The organism is Amycolatopsis sp. M39 (genome assembly GCF_001651785.1).
Lineage (GTDB): Bacteria > Actinomycetota > Actinomycetes > Mycobacteriales > Pseudonocardiaceae > Amycolatopsis > Amycolatopsis rubida.
The window spans coordinates 114137-132734 of record NZ_LWSF01000022.1 but is presented as its reverse complement, the minus strand read 5'-3'; the positions used below and the strand labels follow the sequence as shown (position 1 = coordinate 132734).

Sequence of the window (18598 nt, the reverse complement as noted above, 5' to 3'; positions counted from 1 at the left end):
GCGGGAATGCTGGTCAGGAAGGGTGACCGGGGCTCAGCTGTGCGCCAATTCCGTCAGCAGCTCGCACGCCCGGTCATGCGTCCCCGGCAACCGGACGGCCGATACGAGCGGACGGGCGACGTCGCGCAGCTGCGGGTCCACCGAAAGCCGTTCGTTGAGCGCCCTTCGCAGCGCGACCCCGCGTGTGGCCAGGCGTTCGTCGCGTCCGGCCAGCACCGCGACCGCGGACGGGCCGATCGTCGCGTAGCACTCGCCGGTGTCGAACACGGCTCGGACCGCGTCCGCGGCGAGGATCATCGCGGTCAACCGTGGCCAGCCGGACACCGACGTCAGGTCCAGCGACACGGTGAGCAGCACATTCGCCTCGTTGACCCCGCCGCGGTAGATCTCGCCGAGCCGGGTCCGCAGGTACGCCGCGGACGGCAGGCCGGTGAGCGGATCGGTGACCTCGGTGTGCACGAGCTGGTCGGTGGCGACGTCTGCCCAGGCCAGTGCGGTCACGCGAAGCAGCCGGGCCGGGGTGGCGTCGACATCCGGCGCGACGAACCCGTCGACCGCGTCCGGATCGGCGAGCACCGCGTGCAAGGCGGCCAGGTCGCACAGCGTCTCCGACAGCCCCGCTCCCGCCGCGGCCCGCGCCCGGCCCAGTCCGGCCAGCGCGTTTTCCGCGCCGGTCGAACCGTGCCGGACAACTGCCGCGCACACCGCGTCGACTTCGGGCAGTGCCCAGTCGCTCGGGAAACGCCAGCCGGCCGCGAGACTGGCTGTTCGCCAGCGAGCTCGCAATGCCCGCAAGTGGCGGTCCCGCTCGAACCGCGCACGCGTCTCGTCCCCCGACGAGTCGCCTGCGAAGCCGAACCGCGCCCCGGTCGCCGGTACGTCCACCGAACCCCCAGCTCCTTCCGGTACCTGTCGATCTTGTTCCCCATCACGGAGGGGACGCGGCGGAACTCCCCTCGTGACGCGTTTTCCCCGATCTTTTTCGGCTAATCACCAGACGAGGAGGTGAACTTGCTGCGCCTACCGAGGCATCTGCCGGACCACGGCGTGACGAGTGTCGCCGCATCCGTCACACTTGGTGTGCGTTGTAAGGAGTAAAGCGCGTGGAGTCTGCCGCACGCACAGCATTAAAGGAGCCCCGTGTCCACCGTTCCCGCCGATCTCTCCGGTAAGAGCGACGCCGAGCTGATCGCAGAGGTTCGCGCGGGAAAAATCGCGTCCTACGGTCCGCTTTACGAGCGGCACAGCGGTGCCGCGCACAACCTCGCCCGCCAGCTCGCGCGGTCCAGCTCGGAGGCTGACGACCTCGTGTCGGAGGCGTTCTCGAAGGTTCTGGACACGCTGCGCGGCGGGAAGGGCCCGGACAGCGCCTTCCGTGCGTACTTGCTCACCGCGCTGCGGCACACCGCGTACGACAAGACGCGCCGTGACCGCCGGATCGACCTCAACGAGGACATGAGCGACGTCGGCGGTGCCGCTGGCGAGGCGCTCACTGTGCCGTTCTCCGACACCGCCGTCGCGGGCCTCGAGCGCACGATGGCCGCGAAGGCGTTCGCCCGGCTTCCGGAACGCTGGCAGGCAGTTCTGTGGCACACCGAAATCGAGCAGCAGAGCCCGGCTGAAGTCGCGCCGCTGCTCGGGTTGACCGCGAACGGGGTGTCCGCGCTCGCCTACCGCGCCCGGGAAGGACTTCGCCAGGCGTATCTGCAGGTCCACCTCCAGGAAACCGGTGCGGACCGCTGCCGCGCGACGGCCGAGCGGCTTGGTGCTTGGACGCGCGACGGGCTGTCCAAACGCGAGCGCTCGCAGGTGGAAAACCACCTCGACGAATGCGAGAAGTGCCGGGTGCTGGCGGCCGAACTGGCCGACGTCAACGGCAGCCTGCGCGCGATCATCGCCCCGATCGTCCTGGGTGGCGCCGCTCTCGGTTACCTGGCCACGATCGGCGCGGCCAAGGCGAGCGCGGCTACCGCCGGTGCCGCCGCGGTCGGTGCCGGAGCCGCTGCGGCAGGCGGGGCCAAGGCGGGTGCGGCGGCGGCTTCGTCCGCGCCGCGGCAGTTCGCCGGGGTCGCCATGTCCGGGGCCGCGATGGTGGCCGCGGTCGCGGTCGCACTGGCCGCGGGCGGCGGGACGCAGACCATTCCGGCCGCCGAGCAGGCACCCGCGCCGCCGGCCGCCGCGCCGGCACCCGCGCCGAAGCCTGCTCCCCAAGCTCCTCCGGCCGCGCCACCCGCTCCCCCAGCCCCGCCGCCTGCCCAGCCCGCGCCTCCGGCTGTGCCGCCGCCCGCGGCACCCCCGGCGCCCCCGGCCGCCCCGCCGGCGCAGCCGCCGGCCCCGAACCCGCCTGCCGCGCCGCCGCAGCTGTCCGCGACCATGCCGCCGAGCGGGGTCGAACTCCAGCCGGGCGGCGAAGCGGTCGCGCTGCCGATCACCGTGCGCAACAACGGCGGTTCCGTGTCCGACCCGGTCCAGGCGACGTTGAACCTGCCGCCTGGAGTCCGGGCCGTTCAGGCGAACGGCGGCGGCGCGGTCGGCGCGTACTCCAGCGAAGCAGCCGCGCAGGCCGGGCCGATGCAGGTCTCGTGTCCGGGCGGCACGGGCACGGTGACGTGCAAGACCGGCAGCGGGTTGCAGCCTGGCCAATCGGCGGTGCTGATGTTCCGGGTGCAGGCGGACGAGAACGCGAAGGGCGGCGAGGTGACCGGTTCGGTCACTGCGGGTGCTTCGGTCAAGGTCGACGTCAATGTCCGGGTGAAGGTCAATCCTCCGAAGGACGCTCTGTCGCTCGCCGCGGGCCAGCTCGGCCCGTGGTTCCACCCGGTCGTCAAGGCTGACGTGCAGAACACCGGACAGAGCACGAAACCCGTCACGATCACCTTCGATCACAGCGCTACGGGACCGTTCAGCGTCAAGCGGTTCAAGTGCACGTCCGGCGAGGAAAGCTTGCGCTGCACGAGCGTCAACCCGCTGGCTCCGGGCGAGACGGCGGAGTTGTGGGTGGGAGTGAACCGCGACCCGTTCGACGGTCCGCTCACCGTCACGGTCAACGCCTCGCTTGGCAATGCGTCGGCAAAACCGGTCCCGGTGGAACTCGGCTGCTGGTGGAACATGTGCCACGACCCGACGATCGGGCCGCTGTCGTCCACCTCGGTGCCGCTGCCGCCGACGTCGTCGACCTCGAAGAGCCACCTGCCGAGCTCGTCGAAGCACCCGAAGCCGACCCCGCCGACACCGCCGTCCACGCCGTCCTCCGACGACGAGACGTCGGCCCCGGCGTCGAGCAGCCCGGCGGCCACCACGAGCGCGCCGCCGAACCCCGGCTCGGACAGCAAGCCCGGCAAACCCGATAACCACGGCAAACGTCCGCCGTCGGTCGAACCCCGGGGGTTCTTCGGCTGGTTCACGGAGTAGCGTCCGCGAGGTGCGCGAACTCCTGGCGAAGCACCGTGAGCTGGTCCGTTTCGCCCTGGTCGGCGGCACGAGCTTCGGCATCACGATGACGATCACCTACGGCCTGAAGTTCACCGTGCTGCGGACCCATCCGGTCACGGCGCTGATCGTCGGTGTGCTGATCGCCACGATCTTCTCCTACGTCGCGAACCGCGAATGGGCGTTCCGCACCCGCGGCGGGCGCGAACGCGCCCACGAGGCCACGCTGTTCTTCCTGATCAGCGGGGTCGCGCTCGGGCTGAACGCGTTGCCGCAGTGGGTTTCGCGCTACGTGCTGCAGTTACAAGTGCCACGCGTGAGCCTGGTCGGGCAGGAGGCGGCCGACTTCGTCAGCGGGATGATCATCGGCACTCTGCTCGGGACGCTGTTCCGCTGGTGGGCGTTCAAAAAGTGGGTGTTCCCCACGGAGGGTGCCCGGACGGAATCAGCACGGAATGACAATCCGGATATTCCGGACCGTAAGGCCGCCTGAGACCTGCCGTGACCTCGAATTCTCTAGACTGCGATATGTGACCGTCGTCGAAACCGTGCTCGCCCGTACGCCCGAGCCGTTGCGCTCCGTGCTCGTGAAGCACCGGGAGCTGCTGAAGTTCGCGATCGTGGGCGGCACGACCTTCCTGGTCGACAACGGCGTCTGGTACCTGCTGAAGCTCAGCGTGCTGGAGTCGAAACCGACCACGGCGAAGGCGATCGCGATCATCGTCGCGACGATCGTGTCGTACGTGCTCAACCGCGAATGGTCGTTCCGCACCCGCGGCGGCCGCGAACGCGCCCACGAGGCCACGCTGTTCTTCGTGATCAGTGGGGTCGCGGTGGTGGTGAACCTGATTCCGCTGCTGATCTCGCGCTACTGGCTGCACCTGGAAGTGCCGCACGTGTCGCGGTTCGTGCAGGAGGTCGCGGACTTCGCGAGCGGGTCGATCATCGGCATGCTGCTGGCGATGGTGTTCCGGTTCTGGGGATTCAAGAAGTGGGTGTTCCCGGACGAGCTGGGGGAACGGCGGAAGGACGGGGTCACCCGGCTTCCCCGGTGACCCGGCTGGCGCTGTTCGATCTGGACGACACGCTGACCGATCTCAGCGGCGCGTTTTCCCGTTGGGCGGCGGAATTCTCCGCGCGGTACCGGCTTGCCGAGGACGCGGCGGCCTGGCTGGTCTCGGCGCGGAGCGGAGGACCGCTGGACCGGTTCTTCGCAGAGGTCCGGCAGCGGTTCGACCTGGCCGAGCCTGGTGAACGGCTAGGGGCGAGTTATCGCGCGAGGATTCCGCAGCTGGTGCAGCTCTACCCCGGCGTGCTGGACGATCTCGGCACCCTGCGCGCTGCTGGATGGCGAATCGGCATTGTCACTAACGGGATGCGGGACAACCAGCTGGCAAAAATCCACCGCACCGGTCTCGCCAACGCGATCGACGGTTACTGCATTTCCGCCGCCGCCGGCCTGCGCAAACCCGATCCGCGCCTCTTCCGTCTCGCCGCGCGAAACCGCGGAACCACGCTGGCCCCCGGCGATTGGGTCATCGGCGACAGCCCCGGCCTCGACATCGCGGGCGGGCACAACGCCAGGCTGCGCACGCTCTGGATCAGCCACGGCCGCCCATGGCCGCAAGGTCAGCCACCTCATCGGCTCGCGACCAGCCTGCGGGAAGCCGTCCAGATCCTCAGCGAGGAACCGGCTCCGCGGGCCACTGCAATTCGCCCACCTCGTCCGGACGCGGCACCTTCAGGAACAGACTGAAAATCGCCGGGCGTTTATTCGACAGTTCCAGCCGTCCGCCGTCCGCCTCGACCAGCGCGCGGGCCAGAGCCAACCCCACCCCGGTCGAACCGCCGCCGGAGAAACCGCGTTCGAAAATGTGCGGCGCGATGTCGTCCGGCACTCCGGACCCGGTGTCCGCGACCTCGATCACCACAGTTCCCTCCGCATCGCCGCGGCGAGCGGACAGCGTGACCGTCCCCGCGCCGTGGCGGAGGGCGTTGTCCAGCAGCACCCCGATCACCTCGCGCAGCCGCGCCGGAGTCACGCGCACCATCAGGCCGTCCGCGACCTTCAGGCGCAAATTCCGTCCCTCGACCCGCAGCAGCTGACGCCATTCCTCCGCGACAGCGGGCAGCGTCACCGGCAGATCGACCGGCTCGGCGTCTACCTCGCGGGCAGCGCGGGCGGCGGCCAGCAGCTCGTCCAGGGCCTGCGCGAGGCGGTCCGCCTGTTCCTGCGCGGCTCGGGACTCTTCGACGACATCCGGATCTTCATGGCCGGTCAAGGGCTCCAGCCGGAGCTGCAGCGCGGTCAATCGGCTGCGCAGCTGGTGCGAGACATCCCCGACCAGCTGTCGTTCCCGCTGCACGAGCTGCGCCAAGGCGGACCCTGACGTGTCGAGAGCCTCCGCGACCATGTCCAGCTCGGCCACGCGGTAGCGGCTGGGATCCGGACGGAAGTCGCCGCCGCCCAGGCGGGAGGCGCGGTCCGCGACGTGCCGCAGCGGTTTAGCCAGGCGGCGCGCGGTCACTGTCGCCACCACCGTGCCGGTGCCGACCGACAGGACCACCAGCAGCACGACCAGCAGCGTCACCTGCGTCTGCTTCGTCCGTACCGGACCGCTGGGGATCGCCAGCAGTACTGTGCCGCTTCGCGCGGTCGGGACCGATTCGACCACTGGGTCCGGGCCAGGGTTCGCGCCGAGGTGTTTTTCGCTGAACCCCTCGGCGCGCACGATCAGCATGCCGCCCTCGGGAACACCGACTCGGAACTGCTCCAGGTCGACCTCCTGGCCGTTCGCGACCTGCGTGTCGACCGTCGCGGCGATGTTGCGCGCCCGTTCGGCCAGGCTTTCCCGGTTGAGGTTCTCCACCAGCCGCCACGCGGTGACGCCGAGCGGGATGCCCAGCACGGCCGCGGTGACCAGCACGGCGAGAAGGATCGCCAGCAGGATCCGGCGGCGCATGCTCATCGGCGGCTACTCGACATTGAACCGGAACCCGACGCCGCGCACGGTCGCGATGCGCCGTTCGGCGTCGGAGTGCGCCGGCTTCGCCTGCCTGCCCGCCGCCTCGTCGGCGGCGACCGCGAGTTTGCGGCGCAGCCAGGACATGTGCATGTCGAGCGTCTTCGACGTCTTGGACTCGAGGTCGTTCCACACCTCGGCGAGAATCTCGTCGCGGCTGACGACCTGCCCGGCCCGGCTCATCAGCACGCGCAGCAGCTCGAACTCCTTGTTCGCCAGCTGCACCTCGTGCGAGTCCACAGTGACCAGTCGCGCGCCGAGGTCCATCCGGACGCCACCGGCCTCCAGCACCTCGGGCACCCGGCGGCGCAGCAGCGCGCGGATCCGCGCGAGAAGTTCCGCGAGCCGGAACGGCTTGGCCACGTAGTCGTCCGCGCCCGCGTCGAGGCCGACCACGAAATCGACCTCGTCGGTGCGCGCGGTGAGCATCAGCACCGGCAGTTCGGTGCCGCTCGCGCGCAGTCTGCGGCACACCTCCAGCCCGTCCATCCCGGGCAGCCCGAGATCGAGCACGAGCAGGTCGACCCGGTGCGCGGCGGTCGCGGCCAGCACCGCCGGACCGTCGGTGACGACCTCGATCTCGTACCCCTCCCGGTGCAGCGCGCGGGACAGCGGCTCGGCGATGGCCGGATCGTCTTCGGCAAGTAGGACCATGCTCACCTGGCCAACCTTACGGCGAACGGGCGTGAAACCATCGTGACCGTGCCTGCCTACTCGGATGACCTTGTTCTCGCCACCCGGCTGGCGGACGCCGCCGACGCGCTGACCACTGCCCGTTTCCGTGCGCTCGACCTCGTGGTGTCCGCGAAACCGGACCGCACGCCGGTGACCGACGCCGACACCGCCGTCGAGGACGCGATCCGCGAAATCCTCGCCGCCGAGCGGCCTGGCGACACGGTCGCGGGCGAGGAACGCGGCGGTTCGGCGGGCAGCGAGGGCCGGGCGTGGGTGATCGACCCGATCGACGGGACCAAGAACTTCCTCCGCGGCGTCCCGGTGTGGGCGACCCTGATCGCGCTCGTCGAGGACGGCACGCCGGTGGTCGGCATGATCAGCGCTCCGTTGCTGGGCCGGCGCTGGTGGGCGGCGCGCGGCGAGGGCGCGCACCTGCGCGACGCGGCGGGCGAACGGCGTACGTCGGTGTCGAAGGTGGCGACGATCGGCGACGCCTATCTGTCCACGACGGACTTGAGCAGCTGGACCGAGTACCACTCCCGCGAGAAGTACCTAGCGCTCACCGAGGCGTGCTGGGAGTCCCGCGCGTTCGGCGATTTCTGGAGCCACTGCCTCGTCGCCGAGGGCGCGATGGACGTCGCGGCCGAGTGCATCGTGAACCCGTGGGACGTCGCCGCCGCGCAGGTGATCGTCACCGAGGCGGGCGGCCGGTTCACCGATCTTTCCGGTGCGGAGACCTACGAGGGCGGCTCGGCGCTGTCCACCAACGGCCTCCTGCACGACGAGGCGCTGGCGATCCTGCGCCGTCAGTGAGCGCCGGGCAGCACGCCGACCGCGCCGCGCGCCACCTGTGACCAGGTCAGCCTGCCGAAGAGGTAGTGGCAGGCGACCTGTTCGGAGGTGAACGCGGCCCAGTCGTAGCGGTTGCCCTGCTCGCGCCAGAACACTTCCCAGCCGCCGTCGGAGGTCGGCAGCAGGCACCACGTGTTGTCCGCTTCCCGGCCGATCGACACGACTTCCCCGGGCACTCCGATGACGTCCAGCCATTTGCGAATCGACTGGGTGTTCATCGTGCCTCCCGCGTGACGTCGACCAGGAATCCCAGCGTGACCAGTTCGTCCGCGGAGAGCACCGCACGGTAGCGGATTCCGCCGCCCGGTCCGTCGAACCACTCCGCCGACGTGGCTTGCCACACCGGCATCGGCTTCAGCACGCGATACCGGCGGTAGCCCGAACGCAGCGCGGCGGGCGGCAACGCGCGTTCCGCGAACGGCGTGCCGTCCGGCGCGAACACACGGCCGTGGTCGCTGCCGAAGCGGTCCAGCAGCGTGTTTTCCGGCAGTACCACCGGATTCGGCTCTTCGACGCCGCCTTCCGGGAATCGCTCCGCGGGCGGCCACACGTACTCGGCTCCCACCACGAACCGGCGCTCCCACCCGGGACCCTCCGGCGGCGCATAGCCTTCGACGACGGCCTCAGGCGGCTCCGGATCCACCGGCGGCGGGGGCGAACGCCGGAAGCCCTGCTTGACGTACCCGAGCACCGCGGTGTCGTCCAGCAACGCCGATTCCGGATGGTCGAACAACGGCCGCCGCGCCCCCTCGGCGACCGCATTCGCCGGCGGTGGCAACTGCCGGTCCGGACGGTCCGCCGCGACCGGCAAATGCCCGAGCGGGAACATGTGGACCGAGAACAGCGCCAGCACGCTTTCCCGGTCGGTGCGCGGAGAACCGACCGGCGGACGGCTTTGCCCGGGCAGCACGCCGGTGCCCGAAGGCGGGGTGGGCACCTCGTCGAAACCGCGTTCAAGCAGCCCGCCGTAGTGGGCGGGCACGCGCACCGGGCCGGTGGCGACGTCGGTGTCTGCCGGTTCGGGCTGGTCGGACACTGGCACCCTCTTCTCGGTCGTGCCGGCACCGGGTCGGACGCTCGCTCGCGCCGGAAGGTTCCGGGCGAACGGGAAACCCACCTTATCGGGCGACGGGGATGCGCCGCCGCACCAACGCGCGGGCCGGGCCGCGCTTCTCGACCACCTCGAACGCCGCGTCGGCGAACATGCCGGTCGTACCGTGATAGAGGTCGGCCGCGGAACGCGTTCCGTCCGACACCGGGTACCCCTCGACGGCTTCCACGCCCTCTTCGACGGCGTAGTCCACGCCAGCCCGTAGCAACGCTGTCGCCAGCCCCCGCCGACGGCCGCGGCGGTGGATGTAGAAGCAGGTGATCGACCAGACCGCACCGGGCTCGTCCGACGCCATCACGCGCGACCGGGCCAGCCGCGGATTGTCCTTCCGCGGCGGCACGGCCACCCAGCCCAGCGGTTCACCGTCGACAATGCCCAAGAACCGCAGCGGTTTCCCGTCCTGAGCCTCGGTGCGGACGTGCCCCTTGCGCCCCTCGCGCCCGGCGGCCTTGAAGTCCGGTCCGGCGAGCCGGAAGAACGCGCACCAGCAGCCGCCCCGCACCCCGCCGGGGCCGAAGAGCTGCTCGAACGTTTCCGCGCTGAGCGGGACGCATCCGGGAGCGCTATCCGGCAAGCGCGTTCACGACCCGCGACGGCGACGGACGGCCCAGCTGCCCGGCCATCCACACGCTGGTCTCCACCAGCTTGCCGAGATCGACTCCGTGCTCCACGCCGAGCCCTTCCAGCAGCCAGACCAGATCCTCGGTCGCCAGGTTGCCGGTCGCCGACTCGGCGTACGGGCAGCCGCCGAGACCGCCCGCCGACGAGTCCACAGTGGACACACCGGCGCGCAGTGCGGCCTCGGTGTTGGCCAGCGCCTGGCCGTAGGTGTCGTGGAAGTGCACGGCGAGCGGCGAAGTGTCCCCGAACGCCTCGATCAGCCGGGTGACCTGGTTCGTGGTGGCGACGCCGATGGTGTCGCCGAGCGAGAGCTGCGAGCAGCCGAAGTCGAGCAGCCGCTTGCCCGCCCGCACGACCTGCTCCACGTCGACCACGCCCTCCCACGGGTCGCCGAAGCACATCGACAGGTACCCGCGGACCTCGATGCCCTCCTCGCGGGCCCGCGTGACCACCGGTTCGAACATGCCGAACTGGTCGTCGAAGGTCGAGTTCAGGTTGCGCTGGGCGAAGGTCTCGGTGGCGCTGGCGAAGATCGCGATGTGGTCGACGCCCGCGTCGAGCGCGCGGTTGAGGCCGCGGTCGTTCGGGACCAGCACCGGGTAGCGGACGCCGTCGTGGCGGTCGAGCCCGGCGAGCAGCTGTTCGGCGTCGGCGAGCTGCGGCACCCACTTCGGGTGCACGAAGCTGGTCGCTTCGAGGGTGGTCAGCCCGGCGCCGGCGAGCCGGTCCAGGAATTCGAGCTTGACCTCGACCGGCACGACCGAGCTCTCGTTCTGCAGCCCGTCGCGCGCCCCGACCTCCCAGATCTCGACCCGCGGCGGCAACCCGCCCGCGGGGACCCGTTCCGGCAGGCCGACCTCTTGAGCACCCACGTCAGCGTCTCCTTCCGCGCGGTTCCCGGCCGCGCGGGGGCAGAGGTTCGGTGTCCTGCGGGCCGGGCGCGCCGTGGTAGTCGTCGTAGGGATTGTCGTTGACTTCGCGGTAAATGACCGTGTGCACGTGCTCGACGTGGGGAATGTCATCGAAGCGCAGCGGCTCGTCCGAGGCCGACTCGATGATGAGCGTGCCGCAGCCGAAGATCCGGTCGAGCAGGCCGTGCTCGAACTGCACGCTGTTGATCCTCGACAGCGGGATGTCGATGCCGGTGCGCTTGAGCACGCCCTCGCGCGCGATCAGCCGGTCGGTGGTCACGATGAAGTGCGTCGTGCGCCAGCGGACCAGCGGCGCGAGGAACAGCCACACCACGAAGATCAGCGCCACCACGGCGACGGCGATCATCGTGATGTTGTTCCACGGCCCGGCGAAGTCCTTGGCGACCACGAGCAGCCACACCGCCGCCCCGACGGTGATCACGAACGCCAGGAACGGGAAGATCAGCATCTTGAAGTGCGGGTGGCTGTGCACCACCACGCGTTCGTTCTGGCTGAGCAAATCGTCCGGATAGGCCACGGCGGGCGCTCCCCTGCGAATGTGTGCCGATGTGGTGGATCCACCGTACCGGCGCGGGCCTCGCGCGGGCGCGCCCGTTCCGGTCAAGCGGGGCGGACGTGCACCACATCACCGGCGAAAACGGTCAGCCGCCGCCCGTCGGGGACGTCGACCTGCAACTGGCCGGACGCGTCCAGGTCCGCGGCGCGGCCGGCGAGCGTCGACCCGTCCGGCAGCTGCACCTGGACGTCCTGGCCGAGGGTCGCGCAGCGGGCGCGGTAGTCGCCGAGCAGACCGGCCTCGGTGAGGTCGCCGCCCGCCGTCCGCCAGCGGCGTTCGAGGTCGTCGAACCTGATCAGCAGGCCGAGCGCGACCTCGGTCCGGTCGGTGCTCGTCGCGCCCTGCTCGGCCAGCGAGGTCGCGGGAAGGCCGCCCGGACCGGCCGGGACGTCGTCGCCGAGCGGCAGGACGTTCAGCCCGATGCCGAGCACCACGGCCGCGTCGTCGGTGCCGACAGCCTCGGCGAGGATGCCCGCGCACTTGGCCCGCTCAGGCCCGGCGAGCACGTCGTTAGGCCATTTGAGGGCCACGTCGACACCCAGATCGGTGGCGAGCGCGTGCACCGCGAGACCGGCGACCACCGACAGTGAACCGAGTGCGGAGAACGGCACACCAGCGGGGCGCAGCGCGATGCTCAGGTACAGCCCGGCGCCCTTCGGCGAACTCCACGAGCGAGCCCGCCGTCCCACTCCGGCCGTCTGGTGTTCGGCCAGCAGAACGGTCCGGTCCGCCGCTCCCGCGATGAGGGCTTCCCGCAGGTCAGCATTGGTGGAACCGGTCGTCTCCACGACGTCGAGGCGGGCGCAGCGGCCGCCGAGTCCATCCCGCAGCCGCGCCGCGTCGAGTTCAGCCATGTGCCCACAATATGAGAGTCCCCCTAACGTGCAAGCCGTTCGCTCGTTACCCAGAGGTGCGCTCTTCTAGATTGGACGCCGTGACGCCGGAGACCCCCACCGCCGACGCGCCGCCGAAGCCCGCCTGGGCTCGCGGCGCGCTGTATCGCGGACTCGTGGCGTTGCCGCTGGTCGCCGGACTCGCCACCGCGGGCTGGCTGGTTGCCGGACGCGACCAGCCCGCGCCCGTTCCGACGCAGGCCGCGCTCACCGCACCGACGCCCGCCCAGACGGTCAGCGGTCCGTCGGTGTTGCAGGCGAGCGCTCCGGTGCAAGCACAGGAACCGGCGCAGGGCGCTGCTGGCGGAGGCGGTGGCCCGGCCCCGCTGCAGAAGTGGGCGGACTCGCTCGCCGGGCCGCTGGACATCCCGACCGCCGCGTTGCTCGGGTACGCCAACGGCGAGTTGACGATGCGCAAGGAGCGCCCGGACTGCCACCTGTCGTGGGTCACGCTGGCGGGTCTCGGCGTCGCCGGCAATAACCATGGCCGCGGCGACGGCGAGCCGATGGGGCTCTCGACGCAGCAGTGGAAGAAGTACGGCGCGCAGATCCCCGGCATCGCGAACCCGGCGCTGTCCGACCCGTCGGCCGCGTCCGTCGCCGCGGGGCGCGCACTGTGCGCGAGCGGTGTCGACCTGTCAGCGGGCAATGGCTGGTGGAAGGCCGTCGCCGGGTACGAGAACGGCAGCGGCATGGAGCTGTTCCGGCAGCGAGTGCTCGGCTACGCCCAGCTGTACGCGACGCTTTCGCTGGACCCGGCGAAGTCGAACGCGCCTTCGGTGCACGCCACGCGATTCGCGCTCGGACAGCTCGGCCTGCCGTACGTGTGGGGCGGCAACGGTCCCGACGCGGGCGCGGCCGGGTTCGACTGCTCGGGTCTCACCAAGGCTTCCTACGACAGCGCCGGGGTTTCCTTGCCGCGCACGGCGGACAGCCAGTTCCGCTCGATGCCGCCGGTTCCGGGCGGGCAGGAACCGCAGCTGGGCGATCTCGTCTTTTACGGCAGCCCGGCGACACGCATCCACCACGTGGGGCTGTACCTGGGGAACGGCCTGATGATCAACGCGCCGACCGAAGGACAGGCAATCCAGATCCACACGTTCCACCGGCCGGGGGACGACTACGCCGGGGCGGGGCACCCGGCGAACTGACGTCCGCCGCCGGCGTGCCGAAGGGTCGCGGCGCGGGATCGGCGTGCTCCGCCCGTCGGCGAACCAGCGGCAAGTTTCCCGTTTCCGCACGCAGCGCCCGTCTGTCGCTTATGCTCCGGAGCATTCTTCCTGACGGGAAAGGCACGCCATGTCCGCTCGCATCCTCCCCTTTCTTGCCGTGGGCGCTGCCCTTCTGATCCCCAGTTGCTCCGGCGAAAGCGGCGGCACCGCCNCTCCCGCGCCCACGTCCTCCTCGGCCGCAAAGCCGTCAGCCTCGCCGTCGCCGTCCACCTCCGCGGCACCGTCGTCGTCGGCTGCGGCGGAGTCGGAAGCGACCGGCGGGGACGCGGTCGAGCGGTACGAAGCCTTCATGCACGCGGCGGGCAGGCAAGACCTCGCGACGGTGTGCGAGATCGCCGGCCCGGCTGCCAAGCAGGCGGAGGACGAGGGCATGGGACCGTGCGAGAAGACGATGCCGATGGCGTTCCAGATGATCTCCCCGGCACAGAAAAAGGCCCTGCAGACCGCCACGGTCGACCGGTCCAAGATCAAGGACGGGCCCAAGAAGGTCGAAATCCCGGCACGCGCGGTGAAGGCCTCCGTCAAGTTCACCGACAGCGACCTCGGCGACGCGGTTATGGAGAATCGCGGCGGCAAATGGTACGTAGTCGACTGACCCAATGCGCGGCACCGGCGCGGCGGGCCACTTCGGCGGCCTTGCGGTAGTGCTCGTCGGACGGCAGTCCCAATCGGACGGCCAGTTCGCCCAGGTAATAGGCGACCGGGCCGAGTGTCACCATGCCGGAACCGGCACCGGCCAGTTCGTTCTCCGCGGGGGCCAATCGCGCATACAACTCGCGTGCGTCTCCGGTCGAGACGGTGAGGCAAGCACGCAGTTCGAGGAAGAGGTCCGGGCGCTCTGGCGGCAGTATGAAGTCCACTGTGGACTCCAGACCGTGTTGGACACAGAGGCAATGCCGGGCGAGCGGCAGCAGGCCACGGTCCACTCCGGACATTCCGCTGCCGGGCAACCGGACCGCGGCGCTGCGGTAAGCGGCGTCCGCGGCAGCGACCGGACCGGTGACCGCCAGGCGGAGCGCGCGGTACCAGTCGGTGAATACGCTGACGAGCGGGAGGTCGTACTGCTCCCCCAGCCGATCCGCTGCGGTCGCGTGGGTGTCGGCAGCGGCGAAGTCGGCTAGCGCTGAGCGGGCCTGCGTCAGCACCAGGTGACCGAGCACCTCGAATGTCACCAGCCGGTGCCGAGCAGCCAGTTCGACCAGTTCCTCGCCGATCCGGGCGCGTTCCGGGGCCAAGCCGGCACGGGTAAAGGTCTGCGTCCAGCGTGCGTTCAACGCCAGCGCCAGCAACGCCGGATCCTCGGCGGATCGCGCCAGTTTCTCCGCTTCGACAGCGGCGTCGCGGGCGCGTTGACCGCCTTCGTTGCGCAGTTCCAACGCGATGGTCGCCAGCAGCCGGGTGCGCACGAGCGGATCGGTGGTGTGCACGCGTTCGGCGGCGTCGGCGATGCGGCGGGCCAGCACGGGGTCGTCGTTCTCGGTCCAGATTCCCGGCACGTCGAAGGCGGTCAGTACCCGGATGGTCAAAGCGGAATCGTCGCCGGCTAGGTCCAGCGCCTCGGCGCGGTAGCGGCGCGCGGCGGTCAAGGAGCCAGTGAACGCGGACGTCCGAGCGAGACCCATCAGCAATTCCACCGTACGCGGGCCTTGCGCCAAAGCAGCTTGCCAGAGCCGAAGTGCTTCGTGCGGCGCGAAATCTCGCTCAGCGCGTTCTGCGGCTGCTTGCGCGTAAGCGGTTCCGCGATCGTCTCCGGCAAGCAGGAAGTGGTGGGCCAGCAGGGAAATTGCCGACGGCCGACGGCTCGCCAAAGTCTCGCCGACCTCGCGGTGCAGCTGTGCACGTCGAGCTAGCGAAAGATCGTCGTAGACGGCGTCGCGGACGAGCGCGTGCGCGAACCGGAACGCGCGCGGTCCGCTTTCGCTCAGAAATCCTGCCTGTACAGCGGTTTCCAGCTCGTCGAGGACGTCACCGAGCAGGCCGAGATCGACATCCGCGCCGATCACCGCGGCCTTCCCGAGCACCGCGCGCACCTGGTCGGGCAACGCGGCGATCCGGTTCCGGACGACGTCGCGTACTCCGTCCGGCAGGTCGCCTTCGGCATCCAGTGCGCGGGCGAGTTCCTTGACGAAGAACGGGTTTCCGCCAGATCGCCGATGAATCACAGCGGCGGACTCGGGACCGGCCAGCTCGGCCACTGCCTCGGCCGAAAGCCCGCCTAGGTACAGCCGAACCGGGTCGGCGCGCGCGAGCCTGCCCAACGCCGCGGTCAGTTCCGGAGCGACTCCGGTGGTCCGGTACGTCGCGATCAACAGCACCGGAGCCGCGGTCATCGACGTCAGCAGCGCCAGGGTTTCCTCGCCCGCCCACTGCAAATCGTCCAACACGAGCAGCAGCGGACCCCGGCGAGCCACCTCAGCGATCCGCGCGGTCATCGCCTGATGCCACTCGAAGCGCGCTACCGCCGGGTCGCCACCGGTCGCCCGCGGCGGGACCGGTTCTCCCAGCGCGGCGAGAATCCGTGTCCACGGCCAGGCGGGCGGCACCCCGGCGCCATCCGGATTCACGCCCCACGCGGTGGTCCAGCCCAGTCGCGCGGCGAATTCCTCGACCAGCGCCGTCTTGCCCGCGCCCGCCTCGCCGGACACCAGCACGAGCCGGAATCGCTTGCGGTCAGCCACTTCCGCCGCGACCTCGGCGAGCCGCGCCAGCTCCGGATCACGCCCGGCCAGCCGCCCGGGAACCGACGGGGTCAGCTGCGGAGCCTGCGCCAGGACGTCCTGCTCCACCTGCCGCAACGCCGGACCAGGGTCGACCCCCAGCTCCGCCGCGAGCCCGGCCCGCGCCCGACGCAAGGCGGCAAGCGCGTCCCCCTGACGTCCCGCGCGGTACAAGGCGAGCGCGAGCAATCGCCACGCTTCCTCGCGCAGCGGATGAGCGTCCACAAGGGACTCCAGATCCGGCACGGCTTCGGCAGCACGGCCAAGATCCAGCAAACCAGCTGCCCGCCGTTCCAGCGCGAGCAACCGCAGTTCGTCCAGCCGAGCCCGTTCGGCACGCGCCCACGGCTCGTCCGAGAACTCCGCGTACGGCTCGCCCCGCCACCAGCCGAGCGCCTCGTCCAACTGCGCGACCGACGGTGTCCCGCGCAGCAACGCCTCGAACCGCCATGCGTCAACCTGCTCCGGTTCGGCACGCAGCGCGTACCCCGGTCCAGCCGTGACCAGCAGCTTCGCGGGCGTCCGCGGCGGACGGTCCGGTTCGAGCGAACGCCGCAACGCGCCGACAAACGTCTGCACCGCACCGACCGCGCCTGCCCGAGGTTCGGTCCACAACGCGTCGACCAGCGCGTCCGTCGACACCACCTGCCCGCGGGCGACGAGCAGGCGCGCGAGCACCGCACGGTGCCGCGGCCCAGGCAACGCCACCGGCCCGCGTGCGTCATCGGCCGCCAACGGGCCCAGCACCGAGAACGAGATGGTCATCAGTTCCGTACTGTAATCAGCTCGCTCGTTGCTGATCGGTTGCTGATCGGCCCGGCGCACGCTGGGTCGCATGAACTTCGACTACCAGCGGGTGCCCGTCGCCGACGGCGTGTCCCTCAACGTGGCGGTCGCGGGCTCCGGCTCGCCCGTCGTCCTGCTGCACGGCTTCCCGCAGACCCACCTGATGTGGCGGCACGTCGCCGCCGACCTCGCCGCCGACCACACCGTGCTGTGCCCGGACCTGCGCGGCTACGGCGACAGCGACCAGCCAGCTGACGACGGCGAGACCTACTCGAAGCGCACCATGGCCGCCGACGTCGTCGCACTCGCACGCGCCTTCGGACACGAGAAGTTCGCGCTCGCCGGACACGACCGCGGCGCCCTCGTCGCGATCCGCGCCGGCCTCGACCACCCGGACCACGTGTCCCGCCTGGCCATCCTCGACGTGCTGCCGACGCTGGACATGTGGGACGTCCTGCACGGCGTCAACGCGTCCGTCGCCTTCCACCTCTACCTGATGGCGCAGCCCCCCGGCCTGCCCGAGCAACTGATCAGCGGCGCTCCCGACGCGTTCTTCGGCTACTTCCTCGACCAGTGGGGCGCGGACCCGGAGTCCATCCCGGCCGACATCCACGCCCGGTATCTCGAAGCGAGCCGGAACGCGATCCCGTCGATCGTCGCCGACTACCGCGCCTCCGCGGGTATCGACCTCGAACACGACCGCGCCGACCGCGCCGCGGGCAACCAGCTGAAGATGCCGGCCACCGTGCTGCAGCAGGGCTGGGGCGACGCCCTGGGCTTCGACGCGGCCGCGCTCTGGCGCGCATGGGCACCGGACCTCGTGCATGAAACCGTAGACAGTGGACACTTCATGGCCGAGACTTCCCCTGGCAGCGTTACGAAATCGCTGCGGGACCTGCTCGCGCGCTGACCCGTCGGAAGTCGTCCGTGCTCGTGATCTTCGAGAACGAATCGTCGGCACCTGGCAGTGCCGCGCACCGGTCGCGGCCGCCTTGCCGAGGCCGCTGCCGGGGTGCGCCCAGCTGTGCCGAACTGGAATGTCAGACTGGTCCGACCAGCGGATCTGACAACCAGGGAGAGCGATGGGCGACGGGCAACCTGCCGCCGAGGTGCTTTCCGCGGAGCTGGCCGCGCTGCGCGCGCGGGCCGGGAATCCGTCGTTTCGCAAGATGGCCGACCGCTCCGGGCAGATCTCGCACACCACCCTGCACGAGGCGGTCCGCGGCACCCGGTTCCCGTCGTGGGACACCACGCGCGAGTTCGTCCGGGCGTGCGACGCGGACGAACAGCAGTGGCGGCGACGCTGGGAAGAGCTGAAGGGAGTCCCTCCGGAGCCCGCGGTTCCCGTCGGCGATACGGCCGAGGCCGCCGTCGTCAAAACGCCGGCGGAACCGGTGCTGATCAGCGCGGAACCGGCTGTCGCGGAGAAGCCCCGGCACCGTCGCAGGTACGCACTGGCCGCGGTCGCGTTCGTCGTCGTGCTCGTCGCCGCCGTCGGCGCGATCGTGGTGCCGAAGCTGAAGAGCGGCAGCCTGGTCGACGTCGGTGCGCGCGTCCCCGGCGACAACTCCCAGTTCGTCGACGACGTGACCGTGCCCGACGGCGCGGTGCTCCACGTCGGCGAGACCGTCCAGAAAGTATGGGAGCTGCGCAACACCGGCTCGGTGGCCTGGCATCAGCGATACCTCCAGCGGATGGACCTGCCGCCGAGCCCGGGAACGTGTCGCACCCCGGACCGGGTGCTGATCGGCGACACCCCGCCGGGCGACCA

19 protein-coding genes are annotated in these 18598 nt (G+C 70.7%); 9 read left to right on the top strand and 10 right to left on the bottom strand.

Going from position 1 to position 18598, the window contains the following annotated elements:
• Positions 1–33 precede the first annotated feature (33 nt).
• Positions 34–885, bottom strand: a complete 852-nt coding sequence (locus A4R44_RS33985) for a hypothetical protein (RefSeq protein WP_067589864.1) — start codon at positions 883–885, stop codon at positions 34–36.
• Positions 886–1140: 255 nt separating this feature from the next.
• Between A4R44_RS33985 and A4R44_RS33980 the strand changes: the two genes are divergently transcribed.
• The 4 genes from A4R44_RS33980 to A4R44_RS33965 are packed head-to-tail and all read left to right on the top strand — an operon-like array spanning position 1141 to position 5185.
• Positions 1141–3411: a sigma-70 family RNA polymerase sigma factor gene (locus A4R44_RS33980; RefSeq protein WP_067589861.1), complete on the top strand. Its 2271-nt coding sequence runs from the start codon at positions 1141–1143 to the stop codon at positions 3409–3411.
• A 10-nt stretch (positions 3412–3421) separates the two neighbouring features.
• Positions 3422–3922 carry a GtrA family protein gene (locus tag A4R44_RS33975; protein WP_067589858.1) on the top strand — a complete coding sequence of 167 codons (501 nt, stop codon included), beginning with the start codon at positions 3422–3424 and terminating at the stop codon, positions 3920–3922.
• Positions 3923–3959: 37 nt separating this feature from the next.
• A complete protein-coding gene (locus A4R44_RS33970) occupies positions 3960–4484 on the top strand; it encodes a GtrA family protein (protein WP_067589855.1) in 525 nt (174 codons plus the stop codon).
• Positions 4481–5185 carry an HAD family hydrolase gene (locus tag A4R44_RS33965; RefSeq protein WP_067589852.1) on the top strand — a complete coding sequence of 235 codons (705 nt, stop codon included), beginning with the start codon at positions 4481–4483 and terminating at the stop codon, positions 5183–5185. Before A4R44_RS33970 ends, A4R44_RS33965 begins: the two co-directional genes overlap by 4 nt.
• Here the strand turns inward: A4R44_RS33965 and A4R44_RS33960 are convergent.
• Positions 5109–6392: an ATP-binding protein gene (locus tag A4R44_RS33960; RefSeq protein ID WP_067590010.1), complete on the bottom strand. Its 1284-nt coding sequence runs from the start codon at positions 6390–6392 to the stop codon at positions 5109–5111. The genes A4R44_RS33965 and A4R44_RS33960 overlap by 77 nt on opposite strands.
• A gap of 12 nt (positions 6393–6404) precedes the next feature.
• The gene (locus tag A4R44_RS33955; RefSeq protein WP_009072764.1) at positions 6405–7106 is read right to left on the bottom strand and encodes a response regulator transcription factor; all 702 of its coding nucleotides are present in this window, start codon (positions 7104–7106) and stop codon (positions 6405–6407) included.
• Positions 7107–7148: 42 nt separating this feature from the next.
• Here A4R44_RS33955 and hisN point away from each other — a divergent pair, with 42 nt between their 5' ends.
• A complete protein-coding gene (gene hisN / locus A4R44_RS33950; RefSeq protein WP_067589849.1) occupies positions 7149–7940 on the top strand; it encodes a histidinol-phosphatase in 792 nt (263 codons plus the stop codon).
• Here hisN and A4R44_RS33945 read toward each other — a convergent pair.
• The 6 genes from A4R44_RS33945 to A4R44_RS33920 form a co-directional block, all read right to left on the bottom strand.
• On the bottom strand, positions 7934–8197 hold the full coding sequence (locus A4R44_RS33945) for a hypothetical protein (protein ID WP_067589846.1): 264 nt from the start codon (positions 8195–8197) through the stop codon (positions 7934–7936). The genes hisN and A4R44_RS33945 overlap by 7 nt on opposite strands.
• Positions 8194–9015 (bottom strand): TNT domain-containing protein, encoded by an 822-nt coding sequence (locus tag A4R44_RS33940; RefSeq protein WP_232791899.1) that lies wholly within the window; start codon positions 9013–9015, stop codon positions 8194–8196. The genes A4R44_RS33945 and A4R44_RS33940 overlap by 4 nt, the downstream gene beginning before the upstream one ends.
• A gap of 82 nt (positions 9016–9097) precedes the next feature.
• Entirely contained in the window at positions 9098–9664 is a 567-nt protein-coding gene (locus A4R44_RS33935; RefSeq protein ID WP_067589834.1) for a GNAT family N-acetyltransferase, read from the bottom strand.
• A complete protein-coding gene (locus A4R44_RS33930) occupies positions 9654–10583 on the bottom strand; it encodes a hydroxymethylglutaryl-CoA lyase (RefSeq protein ID WP_067589830.1) in 930 nt (309 codons plus the stop codon). Before A4R44_RS33930 ends, A4R44_RS33935 begins: the two co-directional genes overlap by 11 nt.
• A 1-nt stretch (position 10584) precedes the next feature.
• Positions 10585–11160, bottom strand: a complete 576-nt coding sequence (locus A4R44_RS33925; protein ID WP_067589828.1) for a PH domain-containing protein — start codon at positions 11158–11160, stop codon at positions 10585–10587.
• Between the two features lie 83 nt (positions 11161–11243).
• Positions 11244–12053, bottom strand: a complete 810-nt coding sequence (locus A4R44_RS33920; protein WP_067589825.1) for a biotin--[acetyl-CoA-carboxylase] ligase — start codon at positions 12051–12053, stop codon at positions 11244–11246.
• A gap of 80 nt (positions 12054–12133) precedes the next feature.
• On the opposite strand from A4R44_RS33920, the gene A4R44_RS33915 reads away from it, so the two are divergent.
• Both A4R44_RS33915 and A4R44_RS33910 read left to right on the top strand, forming a co-directional pair.
• On the top strand, positions 12134–13243 hold the full coding sequence (locus A4R44_RS33915; RefSeq protein ID WP_067590004.1) for a C40 family peptidase: 1110 nt from the start codon (positions 12134–12136) through the stop codon (positions 13241–13243).
• Between the two features lie 178 nt (positions 13244–13421).
• The gene (locus A4R44_RS33910; protein WP_232791898.1) at positions 13422–13919 is read left to right on the top strand and encodes a hypothetical protein; all 498 of its coding nucleotides are present in this window, start codon (positions 13422–13424) and stop codon (positions 13917–13919) included.
• On the opposite strand, the gene A4R44_RS33905 is transcribed toward A4R44_RS33910, so the two are convergent.
• Positions 13879–16806, bottom strand: coding sequence for a BTAD domain-containing putative transcriptional regulator (locus A4R44_RS33905; protein WP_067589819.1), 2928 nt, complete (start codon positions 16804–16806; stop codon positions 13879–13881). The genes A4R44_RS33910 and A4R44_RS33905 overlap by 41 nt on opposite strands.
• Before the next feature lie 70 nt (positions 16807–16876).
• Here A4R44_RS33905 and A4R44_RS33900 point away from each other — a divergent pair, with 70 nt between their 5' ends.
• Positions 16877–17737: an alpha/beta fold hydrolase gene (locus tag A4R44_RS33900; RefSeq protein ID WP_067589816.1), complete on the top strand. Its 861-nt coding sequence runs from the start codon at positions 16877–16879 to the stop codon at positions 17735–17737.
• A 172-nt stretch (positions 17738–17909) separates the two neighbouring features.
• A partial coding sequence (locus tag A4R44_RS49465; RefSeq protein ID WP_095213788.1) for a helix-turn-helix domain-containing protein occupies positions 17910–18598 on the top strand: 689 nt, incomplete at its 3' end.